Here is an 18,846-nt window from a genome sequence, read left to right as displayed (position 1 = left end):
AGCGTGTGCCTCGGCCCGCATCGCGTTTCGCTTACGCGCAATCAGCCGCCGCTCGCATACAGCGTCGAATCCGCGAACCCTTCCGCATCGAGCACGCGCCCGACCAGAATCAGCGCGGTGCGTTCGATCTGCGTGCCCTGCACCTTGCCGACGATGTCGGCCAGCGTGCCGGTCACGCGTTCCTCGTCGGGCCAGCTCGCGCGATAGATCACCGCGACCGGGCAGTCGGGTCCGTAATGCGGCAGCACTTCGTCGACGATCCGCGCGAGATGGCGCACGCCGAGATGGATCGCGAGCGTCGCGCGGTGCGCGGCGAGCGCGCCGAGCGCTTCGCCTTCCGGCATCGTCGTCTTGCCCGCGAAGCGCGTGAGGATCACCGTCTGCGCGATACCGGGCAGCGTCAGCTCGACGCCGAGCGTCGCTGCGCATGCGGCCGTGGCCGTCACGCCCGGCACGATTTCATACGGAATCCCGAGCGTTTTCAGCCGGCGGATCTGTTCGCCGATCGCGCCGTACAGCGACGGATCGCCCGAATGCACGCGCGCGACGTCCTGCCCTTTCGCATGCGCATCGGCGAGCAGCGCGACGATCGCATCGAGATCGAGCTCGGCGGTATTGACGACCTGCTCCGCGCGATGGCCGTCGAGCACGGCCGGCGGCACGAGCGAGCCCGCATACAGGATCACCGGGCACGTGCGCACGAGGCGCTGGCCCTTCACCGTGATCAGTTCGGGGTCGCCAGGGCCCGCGCCGATGAAATACACCGTCATCCAGAAATCTCCATCCATTCATTGGGCAACCGGTCGCGCGGCATCACGTGTGCGCGGCCGGATCGAGCGCGTCGAGCGCCTCGAGCAGCGCGGCGGTCGAGTCGAACGCGCGGTCGGCGTCGGGCAGCGGCGGCCGGCGCAGCATCACGACCGGCAGCCGTCGTTCGCGCGCGACGTCGAGCTTGGCCTCGGTCGCGGCGCCGCCGCTGTTCTTGCTGACGACGACGTCGATGCCCGCGAGCGCGAACAGCGCGCGTTCACCGTCGAGCGTGAACGGTCCGCGCGTCGCGACGATCTGCGCGCGCGCGTTGCCGGGATGCGCATCGAGGCAGCGCACCAGCCAGAACTGGTGCGGCGGGATCTCGTCGAGATGCGCGAGCGGTTCGCGCCCGAGCGTGAACAGCGGCCGCCGGAACGGCGCGAGCGCGGCCTCGATGCCGGCCCAGTCGTCGACCATCCGCCAGTCGTCGCCGGGGCGTGGCGTCCATGGCGCGCGACGCAGCGCCCACAGCGGCACGCCCGCGTCGCGCGCGGCGGCCGCTGCGTTCGCGCTGATTTGCGCGGCATACGGATGCGTCGCGTCGATCACGAGACCGATGCCGGCACTGCGCAAATAGGCGGCAAGCCCCGCCGCTCCGCCGAAACCGCCGACACGCACGTCGCAGCGCAGGTCGTCGGGCACCTTGCCGAGGCCTGCGAGGCTATAGACGTGCCCGGGCCCGAGCGTGCGCGCGATCGTCAGCGCATCGCCGGTGCCGCCGAGGAGCAGGATGCGTACGCTCATCGCGCAGTTCCGACGAAACGGCCCTGCCGGTCGATCGCGAACATCTCGACGGCCACCGAGGCCGGCACGATGTCGCGCGCGACCCGCAGCGCGTGCGCACAGACGAGGTCGCCGAGCGGCACGCCGTCCGCGAGCGCGAGCTTCAGCGCTTCCTGGCTGGTGTTCGCCGCGCGCATCGCGGCCTGCAGCGCGTCGCTCGCACCGGCCTCGGCCGCCCACTGCGCGAGCAGCGGCAGGTCGATGCTCGAATGGCGGCTGTGCAGGTCGAGATGGCCGGCCGCGAGCTTGCTGAGCTTGCCGAAGCCGCCGCACATCGACAGGCGGGAGACCGGCGCGCGGCGCAGATGCTTGAGCACCGCGCCCGCGAAATCGCCCATTTCGATCAGCGCCATGTCGGGCAGGCCGTAGTGCGCGCGCATCGCATCCTCGCTCGTGTTGCCGGTGCACGCGGCGATGTGCGCGATGCCGTTCGCGCGCGCGACGTCGATGCCCTGGTGGATCGACGCAATGTACGCCGAGCACGAGAACGGCCGCACGATGCCGGTCGTGCCGAGGATCGACAATCCGCCGACGATGCCCAGTCGCGGGTTCATCGTCTTCAGTGCGAGCGCCTCGCCGCCCTCCACGCCGATCGTCACGTCGAAGCCGCCTGTGTAACCGTATTCGGCCGCGAGCGCGTCGAGGTGCGTGGTCATCATCTGGCGCGGCACCGGATTGATTGCCGGTTCGCCGACCGGCAGCGTGAGCCCCGCGCGCGTGACCGTGCCGACGCCCGGCCCCGCATGAAAACGCACGCCGGGCGCGGCGGACAGCGCGACGCGCGCGAACACCAGCGCACCGTGCGTGACGTCCGGATCGTCGCCGGCGTCCTTGACGGTGCCGGCCTCGGCGCCGTCGGCGGTGGTCCGGCAGAACTCGAGTCGCATCATCACGCGCTGCCCCTTCGGCAACACGATTTCGACCGCATCGTCCGCGTGGCCCGCGAGCAGCAGTCGCGCGGCGGCGAGCGACGTCGCGGTCGCGCAGCTGCCGGTCGTATAGCCGAACCGCAGCGGCGCCGGTCGTTCGGGGGTTTCGTCGCGCATCACGCGGGGCCCGTGAATTCCGTTGCCGCGGGATCGGGCTTGCGCCCGTCGTACAGCGTGACCGGCAACGGCTGCCGCCACGTGTCGAAACGGCCGAGCGGCTCGGCATGCGCGAGCGACACGCGCGTGAGCGTGCCGCCATGCACGTCGCGCCAAGCCGCGAGCGCCAGTTCGCCCTGCAGCGTGACCGCGTTCGCGACGAGCCGGCCGCCGGGCTTCAGCGCCGACCAGCATGCATCGAGCACGCCGGGTGCGCTCGCGCCGCCGCCGATGAAGATCGCGTCCGGCGCGGCGAGCCCCGCGAGCGCGTGGGGCGCGCGCCCCGCGACGAGTTGCAGCCCCGGCACGCCGAGCGCGTCGCGGTTGTGCTCGATGAAGCGCTGACGCTCCGCATGCGACTCGATCGCGATCGTCTGGCACGACGGATGCGCGCGCATCCATTCGATGCCGATCGAGCCGCTGCCCGCGCCGACGTCCCACAACAGTTCGCCGGGTGCGGGCGCGAGGCGCCCGAGCGTCAATGCGCGCATGTCGCGCTTGGTGAGCTGGCCGTCGTGGCGGTACGCGTCGTCGGGCAGACCGGGCGTGAGCGCGCGGCGCGGCGCATCGGGGCCGGCCCGGCAGTCGAGCGCGATCAGGTTGAGCGCGGCGGTTTCGGCGACGGGCCAGTCTTGCGCGAGACCATCGAGACGCCGCTCGAGCGGGCCACCGAGATGTTCGAACACGCTGATGCGGGTCGGGCCGAAGCCGCGCGCCGTGAGTTCGGCGGCGACCGTGGCCGGCGTGCGGCCGTCGGCGCTCAGCACGAACAGGCGCCGGCCCGGCAGCAGGTGGCGCACGAGCGTCGCGAGCGGTCGGCCGACGAGCGACACCGCGCCGACGTCCTGCAGCGCCCAGCCGAGCCGTGCGGCCGCCAGCGACAGCGACGACGGGGCGGGCAGCACGCGCCATTCGTCTGGGGATAGCTCGCGCGCGAGCGTGGCGCCGACGCCGAACAGCATCGGGTCGCCGCTTGCCAGCACGCAGACGGGCGCGTCGCGTCGCGCGAGCAGGCCCGACACGTCGAACGGCGACGGCCATGGCTCGCGCGCGGCCCGCAGCCGCGCGGGCAGCATGTCGAGGTGCCGCTTCGCGCCGACGACCCGCGTCGCGTCGAGCAGCGCGCGCCGCGCGCTGCGCCCGAGCCCCGCGTAACCGTCGTCGCCGATGCCCACTACCGTCAGCCACGCCGTCATGCACCCTTCCCCATCGTCCGATTCCATCGAGTCGCCGCACGGCGGCCGTGAAGGCGCCGGTGCGGCCGTCCGCGTTGCGAAAGTCGGCATGGTACCGTGTTCCACCGCGCGTTTCATCTGCGGGACTGCCCGCGCCGGGCCGCGTTTCGCTTCAGTCATGGCGCCCGATCGACGGTCGCGAAGCGCCGGTGAAATCGGGTATCCTACGGCCGTTCGTTCGCCGGTGCCCTTCGGGGCCGAAGAGGGAACACAGGGCGCGTATCGCGCTGCTGTGGCTGCCCCCGCAACTGTAGACAGCGAGCCGATCTCCCCCCTCATGCCACTGGTTTCACCGGGAAGGCCGGGAGCCGGCGCCGACCTGTCAGCCAGGAGACCTGCCGGCCTGAAAGTGCGTGCGTGCCAGTCGGCGTCGGGCGGGGTGTACCGATGCGTTGGCCGCGGCGCCACACTGCCCGGTATCCCGTTGAGTTCCGCCCCCGTTTCGATTCCTGCGTTGCCCGTCGTGCGCCCGTCGGCTTGCCCGGGGCTCGTGCGCGTCGTCGCGGCCGCCGACGGCGGGCTGTGCCGGATCAAGCTGCCGGGCGGCCGGCTCGACGCGCGGCAGGCGCGCGCGATCGCCGCCGCGGCGCGCAGCTACGGCTCCGGCGCGATCGACGCGACCAATCGCGCGAATCTCCAGTTGCGCGGCATTCGCGACGGCGCGGCTGATGCGCTGGCCGGTGCATTGCTCGACGCGGGCCTCGGCCCACGTACGAGCGCCGCCGATGCCGCCGATGCCGCCAATGCCGCCGATGTCGCTCAGGATAAGGCCGCGCTCGCCGCGAGCGACGACGTCCGCAACCTGATGCTCAGCCCGCTCGCCGGGCTCGATCCCGCCGCGCTGCTCGACAGCCGCGCCCTCGCACGGCCGTTGCTCGACATGCTGACGCACGAGCCGCGCCGCGGCGAACTGTCGCCGAAATTCTCGATCCAGCTCGACGGCGGCGAATCGGTCGCGGCGCTCGATCACCCGCACGATATCTGGCTTGCCGCGCGACGTCGCGGCGACGGCGCGCTGCGCATCGCCGCGGGCCTGGCCGGCTGTCCGCCGGTCTCGTCCGACGATTCGCCCGCTTGGTTCGACGTGGCGCCCGACCAGGCCGTCGCACTGGTGCGCGCGTTGCTGCTCGCATTCCTCGATCTTGCACCGGCCGACGTCACGCGGATGCGCGCGTTGCTCGCGACCGGCGGCGAACGGGCGTTGCGCGAGCGCGCGCAGCACTACGCACCCTTCCCGCTCGCGGCCGATCCCGCACTGGCCGGCTGGCGGCGCATGCCCGCGGATGCCGCGCTGCGTTTCGGCGCGCGGCCGTCGCTCGACGCGGCGCGCTGCAGCGTCGGCGCGCAGTTCGTGCTCGGTCGGCTCGACGCGACGCAACTGGAACGGCTCGCGGCACTCGCTGAAGCCGAAGGCGACGCCACGCTGTCGATGACGCCGTGGCAAGGCGTATTCGTGCACGGCGTGCGGCGCGAACGCGCGCCGGTCGTGCTCGATGCGCTCGCGTCGCTCGGTCTCGTGTGCACGCCGTCCGACCCGCTGGCGGCGCTGGTTGCCTGCACCGGCAGCGCGGGCTGCGCGAAGGCGCGCGCCGATACCAAACATGACGCACTCGCGCTGGCCGCGCGCGTCGGCCATCCGGTCGACGTGCACCTGACGGGCTGCGAGCGCCACTGCGCGCTGCCGCACCCCGCGACGTACACGCTCGTCGCGGTTGCGCCTGCACGCTACGACCTTTACCGGCGCGACGCCGCCACGGGCCTCGGCGCCCCGCTCGCGCGCCATCTGACGATTGACCAGGCCGCGGCCCGATTGACGGACCTGCGGCATAGCCAGGACACCACAACCGATGCTTGACTACATTCGCGACGGGCAGGAAATCTACCGCCAGTCGTTCGCGACGATCCGCGCCGAGGCCGACCTGTCGCAGGTTCCGCCCGATCTCGAGAAACTCGCGGTGCGCGTGATCCACGCGTGCGGGATGGTCGATGTCGTCTACGACCTGCGCTTCTCGGCCGGTGCCGGCACGGCGGGCCGCTCAGCGCTCGCGGCCGGCGCGCCGATCCTGTGCGACGCGCGGATGGTCGCCGAAGGCATCACGCGCGCGCGGCTCCCAGCCGGCAATCGCGTGATCTGCACGCTCGGCGAACCGGAGGTGCCCGATCTCGCGCGGCATCTCGGCAACACGCGTTCGGCCGCGGCGCTCGAACTGTGGCGCCCGGATCTGGACGGCAGCGTCGTGGTGATCGGCAATGCGCCGACCGCGCTGTTCCACCTGCTCGACATGATCGACGCCGGCGCGCCGCGCCCCGCGCTGATCCTCGGCTTTCCGGTCGGCTTCATCGGCGCGGCCGAATCGAAGGCGCTGCTCGATGCCGAGAGCCGCGGCGTGCCCTACGTCACGCTGCTCGGCCGCCGCGGCGGCAGCGCGATGGCCGCCGCCGCCGTCAACGCACTCGCGACGGAGGCCGAATGACGGCCCCGCGCGGACGCCTGTTCGGGGTCGGCGTCGGCCCGGGCGATCCTGAACTGATGACGATCAAGGCGCTGCGCGTGCTGCAGGCCGCGCCGGTGGTCGCGTATTTCGTCGCAAAGGGCAAGAAAGGCAATGCGTACGGGATCGTCGAAGCGCACCTGCTCGACGCGCAGACGCAACTGCCGCTCGTCTATCCGGTGACGACCGAGGCGCTGCCGCCGCCGCTCTGCTACGAGACGGTGATCGCCGACTTCTACGACACGGCCGCCGAGATCGTCGCCGCGCATCTCGACGCCGGGCGCGACGTCGCGGTGATCTGCGAAGGCGATCCGTTCTTCTACGGGTCGTACATGTACCTGCACGATCGCCTCGCGACGCGCTACGACACCGAAGTGATCCCGGGCGTATGCGCGATGCTCGGCGGCACGGCCGTGCTCGGCCAGCCGCTCGTCTATCGCAACCAGAGCCTGTCGGTGCTGTCCGGCGTGCTGCCGGAGGACGAATTGCGCACGCGGCTCGCGCAGGCCGACGCGGCCGTCGTGATGAAGCTCGGCCGCAACTTCGACAAGGTGCGGCGCGTGCTCGACGAACTCGGGCTCGCGAAGCGCGCGCTGTACGTCGAGCGCGCGACGATGGCGGCCCAGCGCATCGTGCCGCTCGACGAAGTCGATCCGATGGCGTCGCCGTATTTCTCGCTGCTCGTCGTGCCGGGGGAAAAATGGCAAGGATGACGACTCCGCCCGCGATCGTGATTCTCGGCGCGGGCGCGCTCGATATCGCGCGGCGCATCCAGGCGCTTTATCCGGGTGCTCGCGTGCATGGGCTCGCGTCGCGCGTCGACGCCGACGTGCCGTTCGACGAACTCGGCACGCACCTGCGTGAGCTGTACGCGCGCGGCCTGCCGATCGTCGCGCTGTGCGCGGCCGGCATCGTGATCCGTTGCGTCGCGCCCGCGCTCGCCGACAAGGGTGTCGAGCCGCCGGTGCTCGCGGTCGCGGAAGACGGCTCGGCCGTCGTGCCGCTGCTCGGCGGTTTGACGGGCGTGAACCTGATCGCGCGCGAAATCGCAGAATGCCTCGGCGTCGTGCCGGCGATCACGACGAGCGGCGAACTGCGCTTCGGCGCGTGCGTGCTCAATCCGCCCGACGGCTATGCGCTCGCCGATCTCCAGCAGGGCAAGCGCTTCGTGTCCGACCTGCTCGCGGGCGCGGCCACGCGCATCGACGGCGCGGCGCCGTGGCTCGACGACGTCGCGCTGCCACGCGACGACGCGGCCGCGCATGCGATCCGCGTGACGCCCGATGCGTGGCGCGGCGCGCGCGACGAACTCGTGATCCATCCGCGCAGCGTGGTGGTCGGCATCGACGCGCGCGGCGTGCAGGCCGACGCATCGCCATCGCTCGCCGAACGCATCGATGCGCTGCTCGATGCACACGGCCTCGCACGGCTGGCGCTCGCCGCGCTCGTCGCGCCGGCGACATTGCTCGGCGATGCGCGGGTCGAAGCGGCGGCGCACACGTTGGGCGTGCCGCTGCGCTTCGGCGATGTCGAAGGCGTTGTCGAAGGCGAAGGCGTTGTCGAAGGCGAAGGCGTTGTCGATGGCGATGGCGATGGCGATGGCGAAGATGACCGCAACACCGATGCCGCCGCACTGCTCGCCAGCACGTTGCGCGTCGCGCACACGCTGCGCGCAACGTCCGACGGCCTCGCCTGCGCGGTCGCTGCACACCCCGTCGATCCCGCCACGCTCGGCCGCGCGCGCGGCCGCCTGACGGTGTTGGGCCTCGGCCCGGGCGATACCGCATGGCTGACGCCCGCCGCACGCGACGCGCTCGCGCAAGCGACCGATATCCTCGGCTATACGACCTACGTGACGATGGCCGGCCCGTTCCGCGCGGACCAGCGCGTACACGGCACCGACAATCGCGAGGAAATGCAGCGTGCGCGCCACGCATTCGAACTGGCGGCCGAGGGCCGGCGCGTCGCGGTCGTGTCGTCGGGCGATCCGGGTGTGTTCGCGATGGCCGCGGCCGTGCTGGAAGCCCTCGACGAAGCGCGCGACCCGCGCTGGGCGGCGGTCGAGCTGCGCGTCGAACCCGGCGTATCGGCGTCGCTCGCGACCGCCGCGGAGGCCGGCGCGCCGCTCGGCCACGATTTCTGCGCGATCTCGCTGTCGGACAACCTGAAGCCGTGGGACGTGATCGAGATGCGCCTGCGGCATGCGGCGCAAGCCGATCTCGTGATGGCGTTCTACAACCCGATCTCGCGCGCGCGGCCGTGGCAGCTCGATCGTGCGCTCGACGTCGTGCGCGCGCACCGCGCGGCCGACACGGTCGTCGTGCTCGGCCGCGATATCGGCCGGCCGGGCGCGACGCTCGCGACGACGACGCTCGGCGCGTTGCGCAGCGACCAGGTGGACATGCGCACGATGGTGATCGTTGGGTCGTCGACGACGCGGCGTTTCGCGATCGGCGACGGTCGCGAGTGGGTGTATACGCCGCGCTGGTATCGCTGAAGGCCGCTGCGCACGGCATGCCGGCCGACGTTGCCGGTGCCGGAGCGACTCACCCACGCACGCATCGGCCGCTCACCGTGGCGCACGGTATCGAGCGTCCGGCGCTTGCACTTCATCGCACGACCAAGCGGACAAATCGCCCGCATTACGTTTCAATATTCGCTCGAATCGGCAAGATTGTTACTTACACACAGCGCAATAATAAAAAAAACGCACAACCGTTCATTGTTCAGAGCTAATCCTTCAAGATGTGCATGCCGCCGGGCGGGCATGTGCAGCCGCCCGACCGGCGGCGATACGCGGGCCAGCGTATCCCTCTTCCACTTGGAGAAAACAATGAACAACACCGTGTTGTCGCGATTCAACCCGCGCGCCCTCGTCGCGGGCTGCCTGCTCGCCGCCGCGAGCGTGTCCCATGGCGCCGGCGTCTATGCGCCGTTCGTCGACGTGACGCTCTACCCGACGCCGCTCGTCGACCGGATCGGCGTCCAGCAAGGCATCCAGCAGTTCACGCTCGCGTTCGTGACGGCGGGCAACGGCTGTGCGCCGTCCTGGGGCGGCGTGCAGCCGATCGGCAACGGTGCGAGCGGCGATCTGCTCGCGTCGCTGTCGACGTCGATCGCGAGCTATCGCGCGAAAGGCGGCGAGATCGCGGTCTCGTTCGGCGGCGCGAACGGCACGCCGCTGATGCAGGCGTGCTCGACCGTCCCCGCGCTGAAGACTGCCTATCAAACCGTGATCGACACCTACGGCCTCACGCATGTCGACTTCGACATCGAGGGCGCATCGCAGCAGGACAGCGCCGCCGTCGCCCGCAACTTCCAGGCGGTTGCGCAGCTGCAGTCCGACTACGCGGCGAAAGGCCGGCCGCTGCACGTCACGCTGACGCTGCCGACGATGCCGACCGGGCTCACGCAGGATGGCGTGAACGTCGTGACCGCGGCCATCGCGAACAAGGTCGCGTTCGACGCGGTGAACCTGATGACGATGGACTACGGCCCCGCGAACATCGACATGGGCGCGGCGGCGATCAGCGCGGCGCAGGCGCTCTACGCGCAGCTCGACACGGCGTTCAAGTCGGCCGGCCAGCCGAAGACCGGCGCGCAACTCTGGCAGATGGTCGGGGTCACGCCGATGATCGGGATGAACGACGTGCAGGGCGAAACCTTCACGCTCGCCAATGCGCAGAGCGTGCTGAATACGGCGCTCAACAACGGTTACGGGTTCTTCGGCAACTGGTCGGTCGGCCGCGACCAGCCGTGCCCGAACAACGGCGCGTATGTGTCGCCGACTTGCTCGGGCATCGCGCAGCAGCCGTACGCGTTCGCGTCGATCTTCCGCAAGCTCGACGGCAAGTGGGGCGCGGGCGTCACGCAGGATCCGAACTACGGCGGCGGCTCGAACGGCGGCACGCCGCAGCCCGGCGCGCCCTGGTCGGCCGGCCAGGTCTATACGGCCGGCGCGACGGTCACCTATCAGGGCACGACGTACCAGGCGCAATGGTGGACGCAGGGCGACGTACCGGGCCAGGCGAGCGTGTGGAAAGCGATCGGCGGCGGCACGGCGACGTGGTCGGCAACGACCGCGTACCAGGGCGGCACGTGCGTGATGTATCAGGGCGCGAAATACTGCGCGAAATGGTGGACGCAAGGCGACAACCCGAGCGCCGGCGGCGTGTGGGTGAAGTCGTGACGTCGTGAAGTGGTGAAGTCTTGACCCGCCGGCGCGTGACGGGCCGGCCGCGGCCGTTCCCCGGCGCGCTGTCCGGCGCGGCAGCGAACGGCCGCCGAAGCAGGCGCTGCGCGCTGCTTCGCGGCCTTGGCTACCCGCGCCCCTGCTCGGCCAGCAACCGCGCCTTCGCGTCGACCAGCAGCGCCGCATGCGTGTCGCGATGCTGGCGGATCCGCTCGGTCGGGCCGACGACCGACAGCCCGTACCAGTCGCCGTCGAGCGTCAGCGCGACCGCGATCGCCGACAGCTCGGGCGCGCTTTCGCCGAAGTTCTCGGCCCAGCCCAGTTCGCGAAACCACGCGGTTTGCGCGACGAGCGCCGGCAGGTCCGCGACGCTCGCGTCGGTGAAGCGTTCGAATGACAGCTGCGCGCCGAGCGCCTGCTGCGCCTCGCTCGCGAGTTCCGCGAAGATCGCCTTGCCGATCGAGTTCGCATGCAGCGGGCGCAGCTCGCCCGGCTGGCGCGTATAGCGGATCGCCTGCTCGGATTCGACGACGTCGAGATACGTGACCGACGTGCCCTGGATCTTGCCGAGCACGGCCGTCTCGCGGCTCGCATCGCGCAGCGCGACGAGATGCGGATGCACGATGTCGACGACCGGATCGGTCGCGTCGATCGCCGCGGCGATCGTCTGCAGCCGCCGCGTCGGGTAGTAGCCGCCGCGCTTGCGCACCTCGTACAGATAGCCGCGGCTCACGAGCGTGCGCGCCATCGCCAGGCAGCTCGACGCCGGCACATTGAGCAGGCGCGCGAGCTCGGTGAGCGGCAGCGGCCGCCGTTCGGCGGCGAACAGCTCGAACAGGTCGAGCGTGCGGGCAACGAGTTTGACGTCCATGTCGAGCGCTTGATTCGGAACGGGAAGCCGCGCGCCGGGCGGGCCGCCGGGTCGGTACGGTCAGTACGACTTCGGCAGCCCGAGCACCTTCTCCGCGATGTAGCAGAGGATCAGTTGCGGGCTCACGGGCGCGAGCCTCGGAATCATACACTCGCGCAGGTAGCGCTCGACATGGTATTCCTTCGCATAGCCCATCCCGCCGTGCGTCGCGATCGCCGTCTGGCACGCCTCGAACGCGGCTTCCGCGCCGAGGTACTTCGCGGCGTTCGCCTCCGCCCCGCACGACTGCCCCGCGTCGTAGCGCGTCGCGGCCTTCATCACCATCAGCCACGCGGCCTCGAGCTGCATCCACGCCTGCGCGAGCGGATGCTGGATCGACTGGTTCTGCCCGATCGGCCGGCCGAACACGACGCGCTCGCACGCATACTGCGTCGCGCGCCGCAGCGCGGCCTGCCCGAGGCCGATCGCCTCGGCGGCGATCAGGATCCGCTCGGGATTCAGCCCGTGCAGCAGATAACGGAAGCCGTCGCCCTCGTTGCCGATCAGGTCGTCGCGCGGCACGCGCAGGTTGTCGATGAACAGCATGTTCGAATCGACGGCCTTGCGGCCCATCTTCTCGATCTCGCGCACCTCGACGCGCGACCGGTCGAGGTCGGTGTAGAACAGGCTGAGCCCGTCGGTCGGCTTCGCGACCGCGTCGAGCGGCGTCGTGCGCGCGATGATCAGCATCTTGTTCGCGACCTGCGCGGTCGAGATCCAGATCTTGCGCCCGCTCAGCACGTAGTGGTCGCCATCGCGGCGTGCCTGCGTGCTCAGGTGCGTCGTGTCGAGGCCCGCGTCGGGCTCGGTCACCGCGAAGCAGGCCTTGTCGCGCCCGGCGATCAGCGGCGGCAGGAAGCGCGCCTTCTGCGCGTCGTTGCCGAACACCTGCACCGGGTTCAGCCCGAAGATGTTCATGTGGACGGCCGAGGCACCCGACAGGCCGGCGCCCGACGCGCTGATCGTGCGCATCATCAGCGCGGCCTCGGTCATCCCGAGGCCGGCGCCGCCGTGGGCCGGGTCCATCGCGATGCCGAGCCAGCCGGCCTCGGCGAGCGCCGCGTGAAAGTCGGACGGAAACCCGCCCGCGCGATCGCGTTCGAGCCAGTAGTCGTCGCCGAAGCGTTCGCAGATTTTCTCGATCGCGCTTTCGATCGCGCGCTGGTCGTCGGTCAGGTCGAACTGCATGGATTGCACTCCTGGAAATAGGCGAGCGGCCGCGCCGCTCTCAGCAACACGCCGGATGGAGCCAGCGCTTGGCGTCGAAAAGCGTCCGTTTGCGGGATGGACCGCCCGGAACATCGGCGCGAAGCGGCACGTCCGGCGCGCTCACAACGGAAACACGCCCACGATCACCGCGGCGAACACCATCAGCACGGTGGCGGCGAACAGGAACGGAATCGTGAATTTCTGGTGCTCGGCCAGCTCGACGCCGGTCAGGCCGACGATCAGGAACGTCGCCGGCGTGAGCGGGCTGACCGGGAAACCGGTCGTCATCTGGCCGAGCAGCGCGGCCTGCGCCATCTGGATCGGCGGTACGCCGAGCAGCTTCCCGCTTTCCGCGAGCACCGGCAGCACGCCGAAGTAGAACGAATCGGGATCGAACAGCAGGCTGAGCGGCATCGACAGCAGGCCGAGCACGAACGGCATGTGGCGCGCATGTTCGACCGGCACGTGCGCGACGACGACCTCGGCCATCGCCTTCAGCATCCCGGTGCCGGACATGATTCCGGTGAACGCGCCGGCCGCGAGCAGCACGCTCGCCATCATCAGCGCGGCCTTCGCATGTGCGTCGATCCGCTCGCGCTGCGCCTGCACGTCCGGATAGTTGATGACGAGCGCGGCGACCGTGCCGAGCATGAACATCACCATCGGGTCGACGATGCCCGACACCAGCGTGCCGAGCACGACGAGCGTCAGCGCCAGGTTGATCCGGAAACGCCCGGGCCGGCGCAGCGCGCGTTCGGCGTCGGTCAGCTCGCGCGGCGCGATCGCGAGCGACGCCGCGCCGGCGCGATCGAGCCCGAGCCGCTTCGCCTCGCGCGCACCGAGCACGTACGCGGTGCCGAACACGAACACGAGCCCGACGATCTGCACGGGGATCATCGGCATGAAGATCGCCGAGCCGGGAATATGCAGCGCCGCGGACGCGCGCAGCATCGGCCCGACCCACGGCAGGAAGTTGACGCCGGCCGCCATCGACGCGACGCACGCGAGAATTCGCCGGTCCATCCCGAGCCGCGTATAGAGCGGCATCATCGCGGGCAGCGTGACGAGAAACGTGACGGCGCCCGAGCCGTCCAGATGGATCAGCAGCGCGAGCAGCGCCGAGCCCATCACGATGCGCGGCGGATGGCAGCCGATCACGCGCAATACGCCCGCGATGATCGGGTCGAGCATCCCCGCGTCGGTGAGGATTCCGAAAAATAGAATCGCAAAAACGAACATGCCGGCGATCGGGCCAATGTTCTGTACGCCGTGCACGATGAACTTGCCGGTCGAGAGTCCGAAGCCGGCCGCGAGCGACGCGGCCACCGGCACGACGATCAACGCGACGAGCGGCGACAGCCGCTTCGTGATGATCAGGCCGAACAGCGCGACGATCGCGATCGCGCCGATCCATGCGAGCATGATGTGTCTCCTCTGGCGCCGGCGCGCATCGGGGCGCGGCGCGGCGTGATGTTCGAAGCGGCGTGACGCGGTGCGGCGGCGGGCGACGCCATCGCATTGCCGCCGGCCGCGCTGCGTGTCAGTTGCCGTGCTCGCCGTTGTCGTCTCGTGGCGCGTCGGCAAACACCTGCGCCGCGTGTTCGTTCAGCGCGGGCGGCGGCCGCCGGTACGTGGCCGGCGTGCGGCCGAGCTTGATCGGCGACGCGATGCCGCGGTGCCGGCCCAGTTCGACCTTCATCTGCCGATGCGCGACGTGCGGATGGTCGAGCGCCGCATCGAGCCCGAGCACGGGCGCGCACGGCACGCCGCGGCGCATCAGCTGCTCGGCGAGCGCCGCGCCGTCGTGTGCGGCCAGCGCCGTTTCGAGCAGCGCGCGCAATGCGGCGCGGTTCGCGCTGCGCGCGCGGTTGTCGGTGAAGCGCGGGTCGTCGGGCCAGTCGCGCGTGCCGAGCACGTCGCACAGCGCGGCGAACTGCCCGTTGTTGCCGACCGCGAGAAAGATGTCGACGCTCGCGGTCGGAAAGCTGTCGTACGGCGTGATGTTCGGATGCGCGTTGCCGGTGCGCACCGGCGCCTTCCCGGAGTGGAAGAAATTCGGCGTATGCGGATGCAGGATCGACAGCGCGCAGTCGAACAGCGTCGATTCGACGAACTGGCCGCGCCCGCTCGCATCGCGTTCGCGCAGCGCCATCAGCACGCCGAGCGCCGCGTTCAGCCCGGTGACGAGATCGACGATCGGCACGCCCACGCGCAGCGGCGCGCCCCCCGCTTCGCCATTCACGCTCATCAGCCCGGCCAGCGCCTGCACGGCCGCGTCGTAGCCGGGCAGCCCGCCGAGCGGGCCGTCCGCGCCGAAGCCCGACACGCGGCAATAGACGAGGCGCGGAAAGCGCGCATGCAGCACGTCGAAGCCGAGGCCCCAGCGTTCCATCGTGCCGATCTTGAAGTTCTCGACCAGCGCGTCCGCATGTTCGAGCAGCCCGAGCAGCCGTTCGCGATCTTCCGGCTTCGTCAGGTCGAGCGCGATGCCGAGCTTGTTGCGGTTCACGCCGAGGAAATACGACGCGGTGTCGCCGTCGAACGGCGGGCCCCAGGTGCGCGTCTCGTCGCCCGACGGCGGTTCGACCTTGATCACCTCCGCGCCGTGGTCGGCGAGAATCTGGGTCGCGTACGGGCCGCCCAGCACCCGCGACAGATCGATGATGCGCAACCCCGCCAACGCGCCCTGCTGCTCCAGCTCCGCCATGCGTCTCGCTCCTGCTTCCGGTTGTTCGGACCGCCGGGTTCCGCCATGCCGACTGTGCGGCGCGGTTTTCCTGGCTCGAATAATAATTCTTGTGCGTGAATTTATATTCACACCGGAGAATTTTATTGTCAAGCCGGGCATACGCGGGCAACCCCGCGGAGGACGCGGCAACCTGCACGTGGGGACGACGTCGAACGCACGCCGGTTGCCGCGCCGGGCCGCGGTTCGCTAAGCTGCGGACGGTGCTCATCCGAACCAAGGCGGAAATTTCATGATACGCATGCTGCTCGCGGCCCTCGTGCTCGCGTCGACGTTGGGCGTCGCCCGCGCGCAAACCCAGACCTTCCATTTTGGCGAGGGACAATCACAGCCGCGGGCCGCCGCGCCGACGGCACGGCCCGCGCCCGCCCATCGGCACGTGACGCCGCCGCGTCACCGGCATGCGCTGCACAAACGGCGTCATGCGCGGTCCGGGAAGCCGGCACGCCCGGTGATCCAGACGCACGCGTGACGCGTTGCGCGTGCCGCGCGGCAACGCACGGAACTGTCACGAACGGCCGGTATGATCGGCGCGGCGGCTTTGCACGCCGTCGTCTCAGCCCATCGGGCGACTGGCCGGCAACGCCGGTGCACGTGCATTTCACTCCACGATTCAGTACCTGTTTTGCCGAACATGAATACCGGGCCGGATACCGTCGCCAGCATCAAGGAGCGCGCCACGATCGTGTGCCGCCAGCGCAGCAGCGTGCTGCTGGTCGCGCGCACCGCGGCGCGCTGGACGCTGCCCGGCGGCACGATCCGGCGCGGCGAGACACCGCTGGAGGCCGCGCAGCGGGAGCTGGCGGAGGAAACGCGGCTCGAAGGGCTCGCGCTCGACTATGCGGTGCAGTTCGGCGGTCTCACGAAGCTCCATCACGTGTTCGTGGCCGACGTGCCGAAACATCTGGTCCCGCGCGCGAGCAACGAGATCGCGCGCTGCAAGTGGTTCGACGTCGAACGCCTCGAGACGCTGCGCGCGAGCGTACCGACCCGCAAGATCATCGAGCTGCTGCACCTCGACCGCTTTTCCCCGCTTGCTGACGGCCCGCTTCGTCTGCGCTGAACCGGCCCCGCGCCGGTCACGCCCCGGTCATGCGCGCAGCAACGGCCCGACCTTGCGTTCGAGCAGCGCGATCAGCTCGGGCTGCATGTACGTGTAGCGGTCGGGAATGTCGAGGCAGACGATCTTCTTGTGCTTCAGTCGGGCGCCGAACCGGGCGGTGAGCTTCGCCTTGTGCGCGCGCTCCATTACGAACACGATCTCGGCCCATTCGAGCTGCTCGACGCACACTTGCGTGTCGGCGTCGGGCGCGAGCCCCGCGGAGTCGGTTTCGACACCCGGCCATGCCGCGAACACGGCTTCGGCGGTCGGGCTGTGCAGCCGGTTGCGGCTGCAGTTGAAGAGCGCCCGCGTCATGCCGGCGCGCCGCGACCGGCTCGTCCGGTCATCCGTTCAACCCTGCGGAATCGTGTCGGGGCGCACGTACGCCAGCATGTGCGGCACGTAGTCGGCCTTGCCGAGCTCGACGCCGTAATGGCGCAGGATCGCGTATGCGGCGATCGCGTGAAAGTAGAACTGCGGCAGCGCCCAGTCGCGCACGTACTGCTCGCCCGTCATGTCGAACGCGATGCCGTTCGGCAGCTCGAGGGCGATCGGCCGCGCGGCGCCGCCATCGAGCGCGTCGGGCGCGAGTTCGCCGAGGAATGCGATCGTGCCGGAGAGGATCCCTTGCGCGTCGCTCACCGTGCCCGGCTGCGCATCGGCGTGCCAGCCGGCTTCGCGTAGCGCGAGCAGCGCATCCGGCAGCCGTTCGCCGCGCAGCCGGTAGACGGGCTCCATCGCCTGGAAGCACGAGAACCGCACCTGTGCGGCGAGCGGATACATGTCGGGCGCGAGCTTCAGCGTCAGCAGCGCATCGGGCGCGTCGCCGGTGGCCTGCCGGTGCGCGACGGCCTTGTCGAGCCACGCGGATTGCGCGCGCAGCATCTGGGTCAACGTCGGAACGAGAAGTTGGGTTGGTGACATCCATGCCCTCCGGTGGTTCGTTGGCGCAGCGATACCCATGTCGCGGCGAATCCGTATTCTGCCGCAGCCGACGATTCGACGCGAAACCGGTGACGCATCGCACGGCGCACGGCCGGCGCCGGGGGCGCGGGCCTTAGGGCTTGCCGTGGCGTGCCAGGAACCGGTCGAGCTGCGACGCGAACGCCTTGCCGTCGCGTGCGCTGAACGGGGCCGGGCCGCCCGTGTCGACGCCCGAGCTGCGCAGTTGATCCATCATCGCGCGCGTCGACAGGCGCTCTTCGATGTTCTCGCGGCTGAACCAGTTGCCGCGCGGGTCGAGCGCATGCGCGCCCTTGTCGAGGACGGCCGCGGCCAGCGGGATATCGGCGGTGATCACGAGATCGCCGGCTTGCGCGAGCTCGACGATTCGCGCATCGGCGACGTCGAAGCCGGCCGGCACCTGCACCGACTTGATGAACGGCGACGGCGGCGTACGCAGAAACTGGTTCGCGACCAGCGTCACGCAGATCTCGGCACGACGCGCGGCGCGAAACAGCATGTCCTTGATGACGGCGGGACACGCGTCGGCATCGACGAGTACTTGCATGGCAGACGTTCCGGTGAGCAGAAACCGCGATCATAGCGCAGCGCCGGCGATCGTCCCGCGCGGTCGCTGTTTCGATCAACCGGTCAACCGGTCAACCGGATCAGCCAATCAGCCAATCAGCCAATCAGCCGATCAGCCGGTCACCCCGGGGCACAGCGACGCGGCCGTCGTCCATTGCGCGCCCCATGCGTCGGCGAGCCGCCTGCCCTGCCCGATCCGCACGGCCGCGTCATCGAAATCGACGAACACGACGTGATCGGCGGCCGCCGGTTTCGGTGCCGTTTCGCGCGTGCGTCCGTCGGACAGCACCCACAGCCAGCGCTGCTGGTCCGGCGTACGCCGTGCCGCGCGCGCGAGCAGTTGCGCGGCGGCCGCGATGCCGTCCGCGAGCGGCGTGCCGCCGCCGCCGTCCACCGGCTCGAGCCAGCGCGCGTTCCACCAGCGCGGCACGGCCGGGCCGAAACGCCGCGCGGCGCCGTTGCCGCCGAAGCAGATCAGCGCGGTTTCCACGCGGTCGCGTGCGGCCTGGTCGAAGTACGCGACGATCAACCCTTTTGCGAGCGCGAGCCGTTCGTGCGACAACATCGACGCCGAACAGTCGAGCACGAAGCAATGGAGCGCGCGCGGGGCGCCGGCCTGTTTGCGAAAACGCAGATGGCCGGCGTGCAGCGGGCCGCCGCGCTTCGCGGCGAGCGTCGCCGGCCACGCCACGGCCGTGCCGGCGCGTGCCGTCCCCGGCACGCGCGCGGCGGCGCCTGGCTGCCATCGAGGA

At 70.5% G+C, this 18,846-nt stretch carries 19 protein-coding genes and 1 riboswitch; of the genes, 7 read left to right on the top strand and 12 right to left on the bottom strand.

Going from position 1 to position 18,846, the window contains the following annotated elements:
* Positions 1 to 41: 41 nt before the first annotated feature.
* Genes cobM through BAMB_RS07955 form a run of 4 tightly spaced genes read right to left on the bottom strand, consistent with a single transcriptional unit; the run spans position 42 to position 3,874 of the window.
* A complete protein-coding gene (gene cobM / locus BAMB_RS07970) occupies positions 42 to 770 on the bottom strand; it encodes a precorrin-4 C(11)-methyltransferase (RefSeq protein ID WP_011656865.1) in 729 nt (242 codons plus the stop codon).
* A gap of 43 nt (positions 771 to 813) precedes the next feature.
* Positions 814 to 1,554, bottom strand: coding sequence for a cobalt-precorrin-6A reductase (locus BAMB_RS07965; protein WP_011656864.1), 741 nt, complete (start codon positions 1,552 to 1,554; stop codon positions 814 to 816).
* Complete coding sequence (locus BAMB_RS07960) at positions 1,551 to 2,639, bottom strand: cobalt-precorrin-5B (C(1))-methyltransferase (RefSeq protein WP_041491165.1); 1,089 nt, start codon at positions 2,637 to 2,639, stop codon at positions 1,551 to 1,553. Before BAMB_RS07960 ends, BAMB_RS07965 begins: the two co-directional genes overlap by 4 nt.
* Positions 2,639 to 3,874 carry a bifunctional cobalt-precorrin-7 (C(5))-methyltransferase/cobalt-precorrin-6B (C(15))-methyltransferase gene (locus BAMB_RS07955; RefSeq protein WP_011656862.1) on the bottom strand — a complete coding sequence of 412 codons (1,236 nt, stop codon included), beginning with the start codon at positions 3,872 to 3,874 and terminating at the stop codon, positions 2,639 to 2,641. Before BAMB_RS07955 ends, BAMB_RS07960 begins: the two co-directional genes overlap by 1 nt.
* 204 nt (positions 3,875 to 4,078) lie before the next feature.
* Positions 4,079 to 4,270, top strand: a riboswitch (cobalamin riboswitch).
* A 106-nt stretch (positions 4,271 to 4,376) separates the two neighbouring features.
* On the opposite strand from BAMB_RS07955, the gene cobG reads away from it, so the two are divergent.
* From cobG to BAMB_RS07930, 5 genes are all read left to right on the top strand, one after another.
* Positions 4,377 to 5,768 (top strand): precorrin-3B synthase, encoded by a 1,392-nt coding sequence (cobG, locus tag BAMB_RS07950; protein ID WP_011656861.1) that lies wholly within the window; start codon positions 4,377 to 4,379, stop codon positions 5,766 to 5,768.
* On the top strand, positions 5,761 to 6,387 hold the full coding sequence (locus tag BAMB_RS07945) for a precorrin-8X methylmutase (protein WP_011656860.1): 627 nt from the start codon (positions 5,761 to 5,763) through the stop codon (positions 6,385 to 6,387). Before cobG ends, BAMB_RS07945 begins: the two co-directional genes overlap by 8 nt.
* The gene (locus tag BAMB_RS07940) at positions 6,384 to 7,118 is read left to right on the top strand and encodes a precorrin-2 C(20)-methyltransferase (RefSeq protein ID WP_011656859.1); all 735 of its coding nucleotides are present in this window, start codon (positions 6,384 to 6,386) and stop codon (positions 7,116 to 7,118) included. Before BAMB_RS07945 ends, BAMB_RS07940 begins: the two co-directional genes overlap by 4 nt.
* Entirely contained in the window at positions 7,115 to 8,902 is a 1,788-nt protein-coding gene (gene cobJ / locus BAMB_RS07935) for a precorrin-3B C(17)-methyltransferase (RefSeq protein ID WP_011656858.1), read from the top strand. The genes BAMB_RS07940 and cobJ overlap by 4 nt, the downstream gene beginning before the upstream one ends.
* 336 nt (positions 8,903 to 9,238) lie before the next feature.
* Positions 9,239 to 10,594, top strand: a complete 1,356-nt coding sequence (locus BAMB_RS07930; RefSeq protein WP_011656856.1) for a chitinase — start codon at positions 9,239 to 9,241, stop codon at positions 10,592 to 10,594.
* A 130-nt stretch (positions 10,595 to 10,724) separates the two neighbouring features.
* On the opposite strand, the gene BAMB_RS07925 is transcribed toward BAMB_RS07930, so the two are convergent.
* From BAMB_RS07925 to BAMB_RS07910, 4 genes are all read right to left on the bottom strand, one after another.
* Positions 10,725 to 11,468, bottom strand: coding sequence for an IclR family transcriptional regulator (locus tag BAMB_RS07925; RefSeq protein ID WP_011656855.1), 744 nt, complete (start codon positions 11,466 to 11,468; stop codon positions 10,725 to 10,727).
* A gap of 60 nt (positions 11,469 to 11,528) precedes the next feature.
* Positions 11,529 to 12,695 carry an acyl-CoA dehydrogenase family protein gene (locus tag BAMB_RS07920; protein ID WP_011656854.1) on the bottom strand — a complete coding sequence of 389 codons (1,167 nt, stop codon included), beginning with the start codon at positions 12,693 to 12,695 and terminating at the stop codon, positions 11,529 to 11,531.
* Positions 12,696 to 12,836: 141 nt separating this feature from the next.
* A complete protein-coding gene (locus BAMB_RS07915) occupies positions 12,837 to 14,138 on the bottom strand; it encodes a CitMHS family transporter (RefSeq protein ID WP_011656853.1) in 1,302 nt (433 codons plus the stop codon).
* A gap of 118 nt (positions 14,139 to 14,256) precedes the next feature.
* Positions 14,257 to 15,423 carry a CaiB/BaiF CoA transferase family protein gene (locus BAMB_RS07910; protein WP_011656852.1) on the bottom strand — a complete coding sequence of 389 codons (1,167 nt, stop codon included), beginning with the start codon at positions 15,421 to 15,423 and terminating at the stop codon, positions 14,257 to 14,259.
* Positions 15,424 to 15,694: 271 nt separating this feature from the next.
* Between BAMB_RS07910 and BAMB_RS07905 the strand changes: the two genes are divergently transcribed.
* Positions 15,695 to 15,934: a hypothetical protein gene (locus tag BAMB_RS07905; protein ID WP_011656851.1), complete on the top strand. Its 240-nt coding sequence runs from the start codon at positions 15,695 to 15,697 to the stop codon at positions 15,932 to 15,934.
* Between the two features lie 162 nt (positions 15,935 to 16,096).
* Entirely contained in the window at positions 16,097 to 16,525 is a 429-nt protein-coding gene (locus BAMB_RS07900; protein WP_011656850.1) for an NUDIX hydrolase, read from the top strand.
* A gap of 27 nt (positions 16,526 to 16,552) precedes the next feature.
* On the opposite strand, the gene BAMB_RS07895 is transcribed toward BAMB_RS07900, so the two are convergent.
* The 4 genes from BAMB_RS07895 to BAMB_RS07880 form a co-directional block, all read right to left on the bottom strand.
* Positions 16,553 to 16,879 (bottom strand): low molecular weight protein tyrosine phosphatase family protein, encoded by a 327-nt coding sequence (locus BAMB_RS07895; protein ID WP_011656849.1) that lies wholly within the window; start codon positions 16,877 to 16,879, stop codon positions 16,553 to 16,555.
* A 36-nt stretch (positions 16,880 to 16,915) separates the two neighbouring features.
* Entirely contained in the window at positions 16,916 to 17,488 is a 573-nt protein-coding gene (locus BAMB_RS07890) for a DUF1993 domain-containing protein (protein WP_011656848.1), read from the bottom strand.
* A gap of 133 nt (positions 17,489 to 17,621) precedes the next feature.
* Positions 17,622 to 18,074: a YaiI/YqxD family protein gene (locus BAMB_RS07885; protein WP_011656847.1), complete on the bottom strand. Its 453-nt coding sequence runs from the start codon at positions 18,072 to 18,074 to the stop codon at positions 17,622 to 17,624.
* Positions 18,075 to 18,206: 132 nt separating this feature from the next.
* On the bottom strand, positions 18,207 to 18,815 hold the full coding sequence (locus tag BAMB_RS07880; RefSeq protein WP_011656846.1) for a vWA domain-containing protein: 609 nt from the start codon (positions 18,813 to 18,815) through the stop codon (positions 18,207 to 18,209).
* Between the last annotated feature and the right edge of the window lie 31 nt (positions 18,816 to 18,846).

The sequence above is a fragment of the Burkholderia ambifaria AMMD genome, from assembly GCF_000203915.1.
Lineage (GTDB): Bacteria > Pseudomonadota > Gammaproteobacteria > Burkholderiales > Burkholderiaceae > Burkholderia > Burkholderia ambifaria.
The sequence above is the reverse complement of the archived record's forward strand: the minus strand, read 5'-3'. Positions and strand labels throughout refer to the sequence as shown.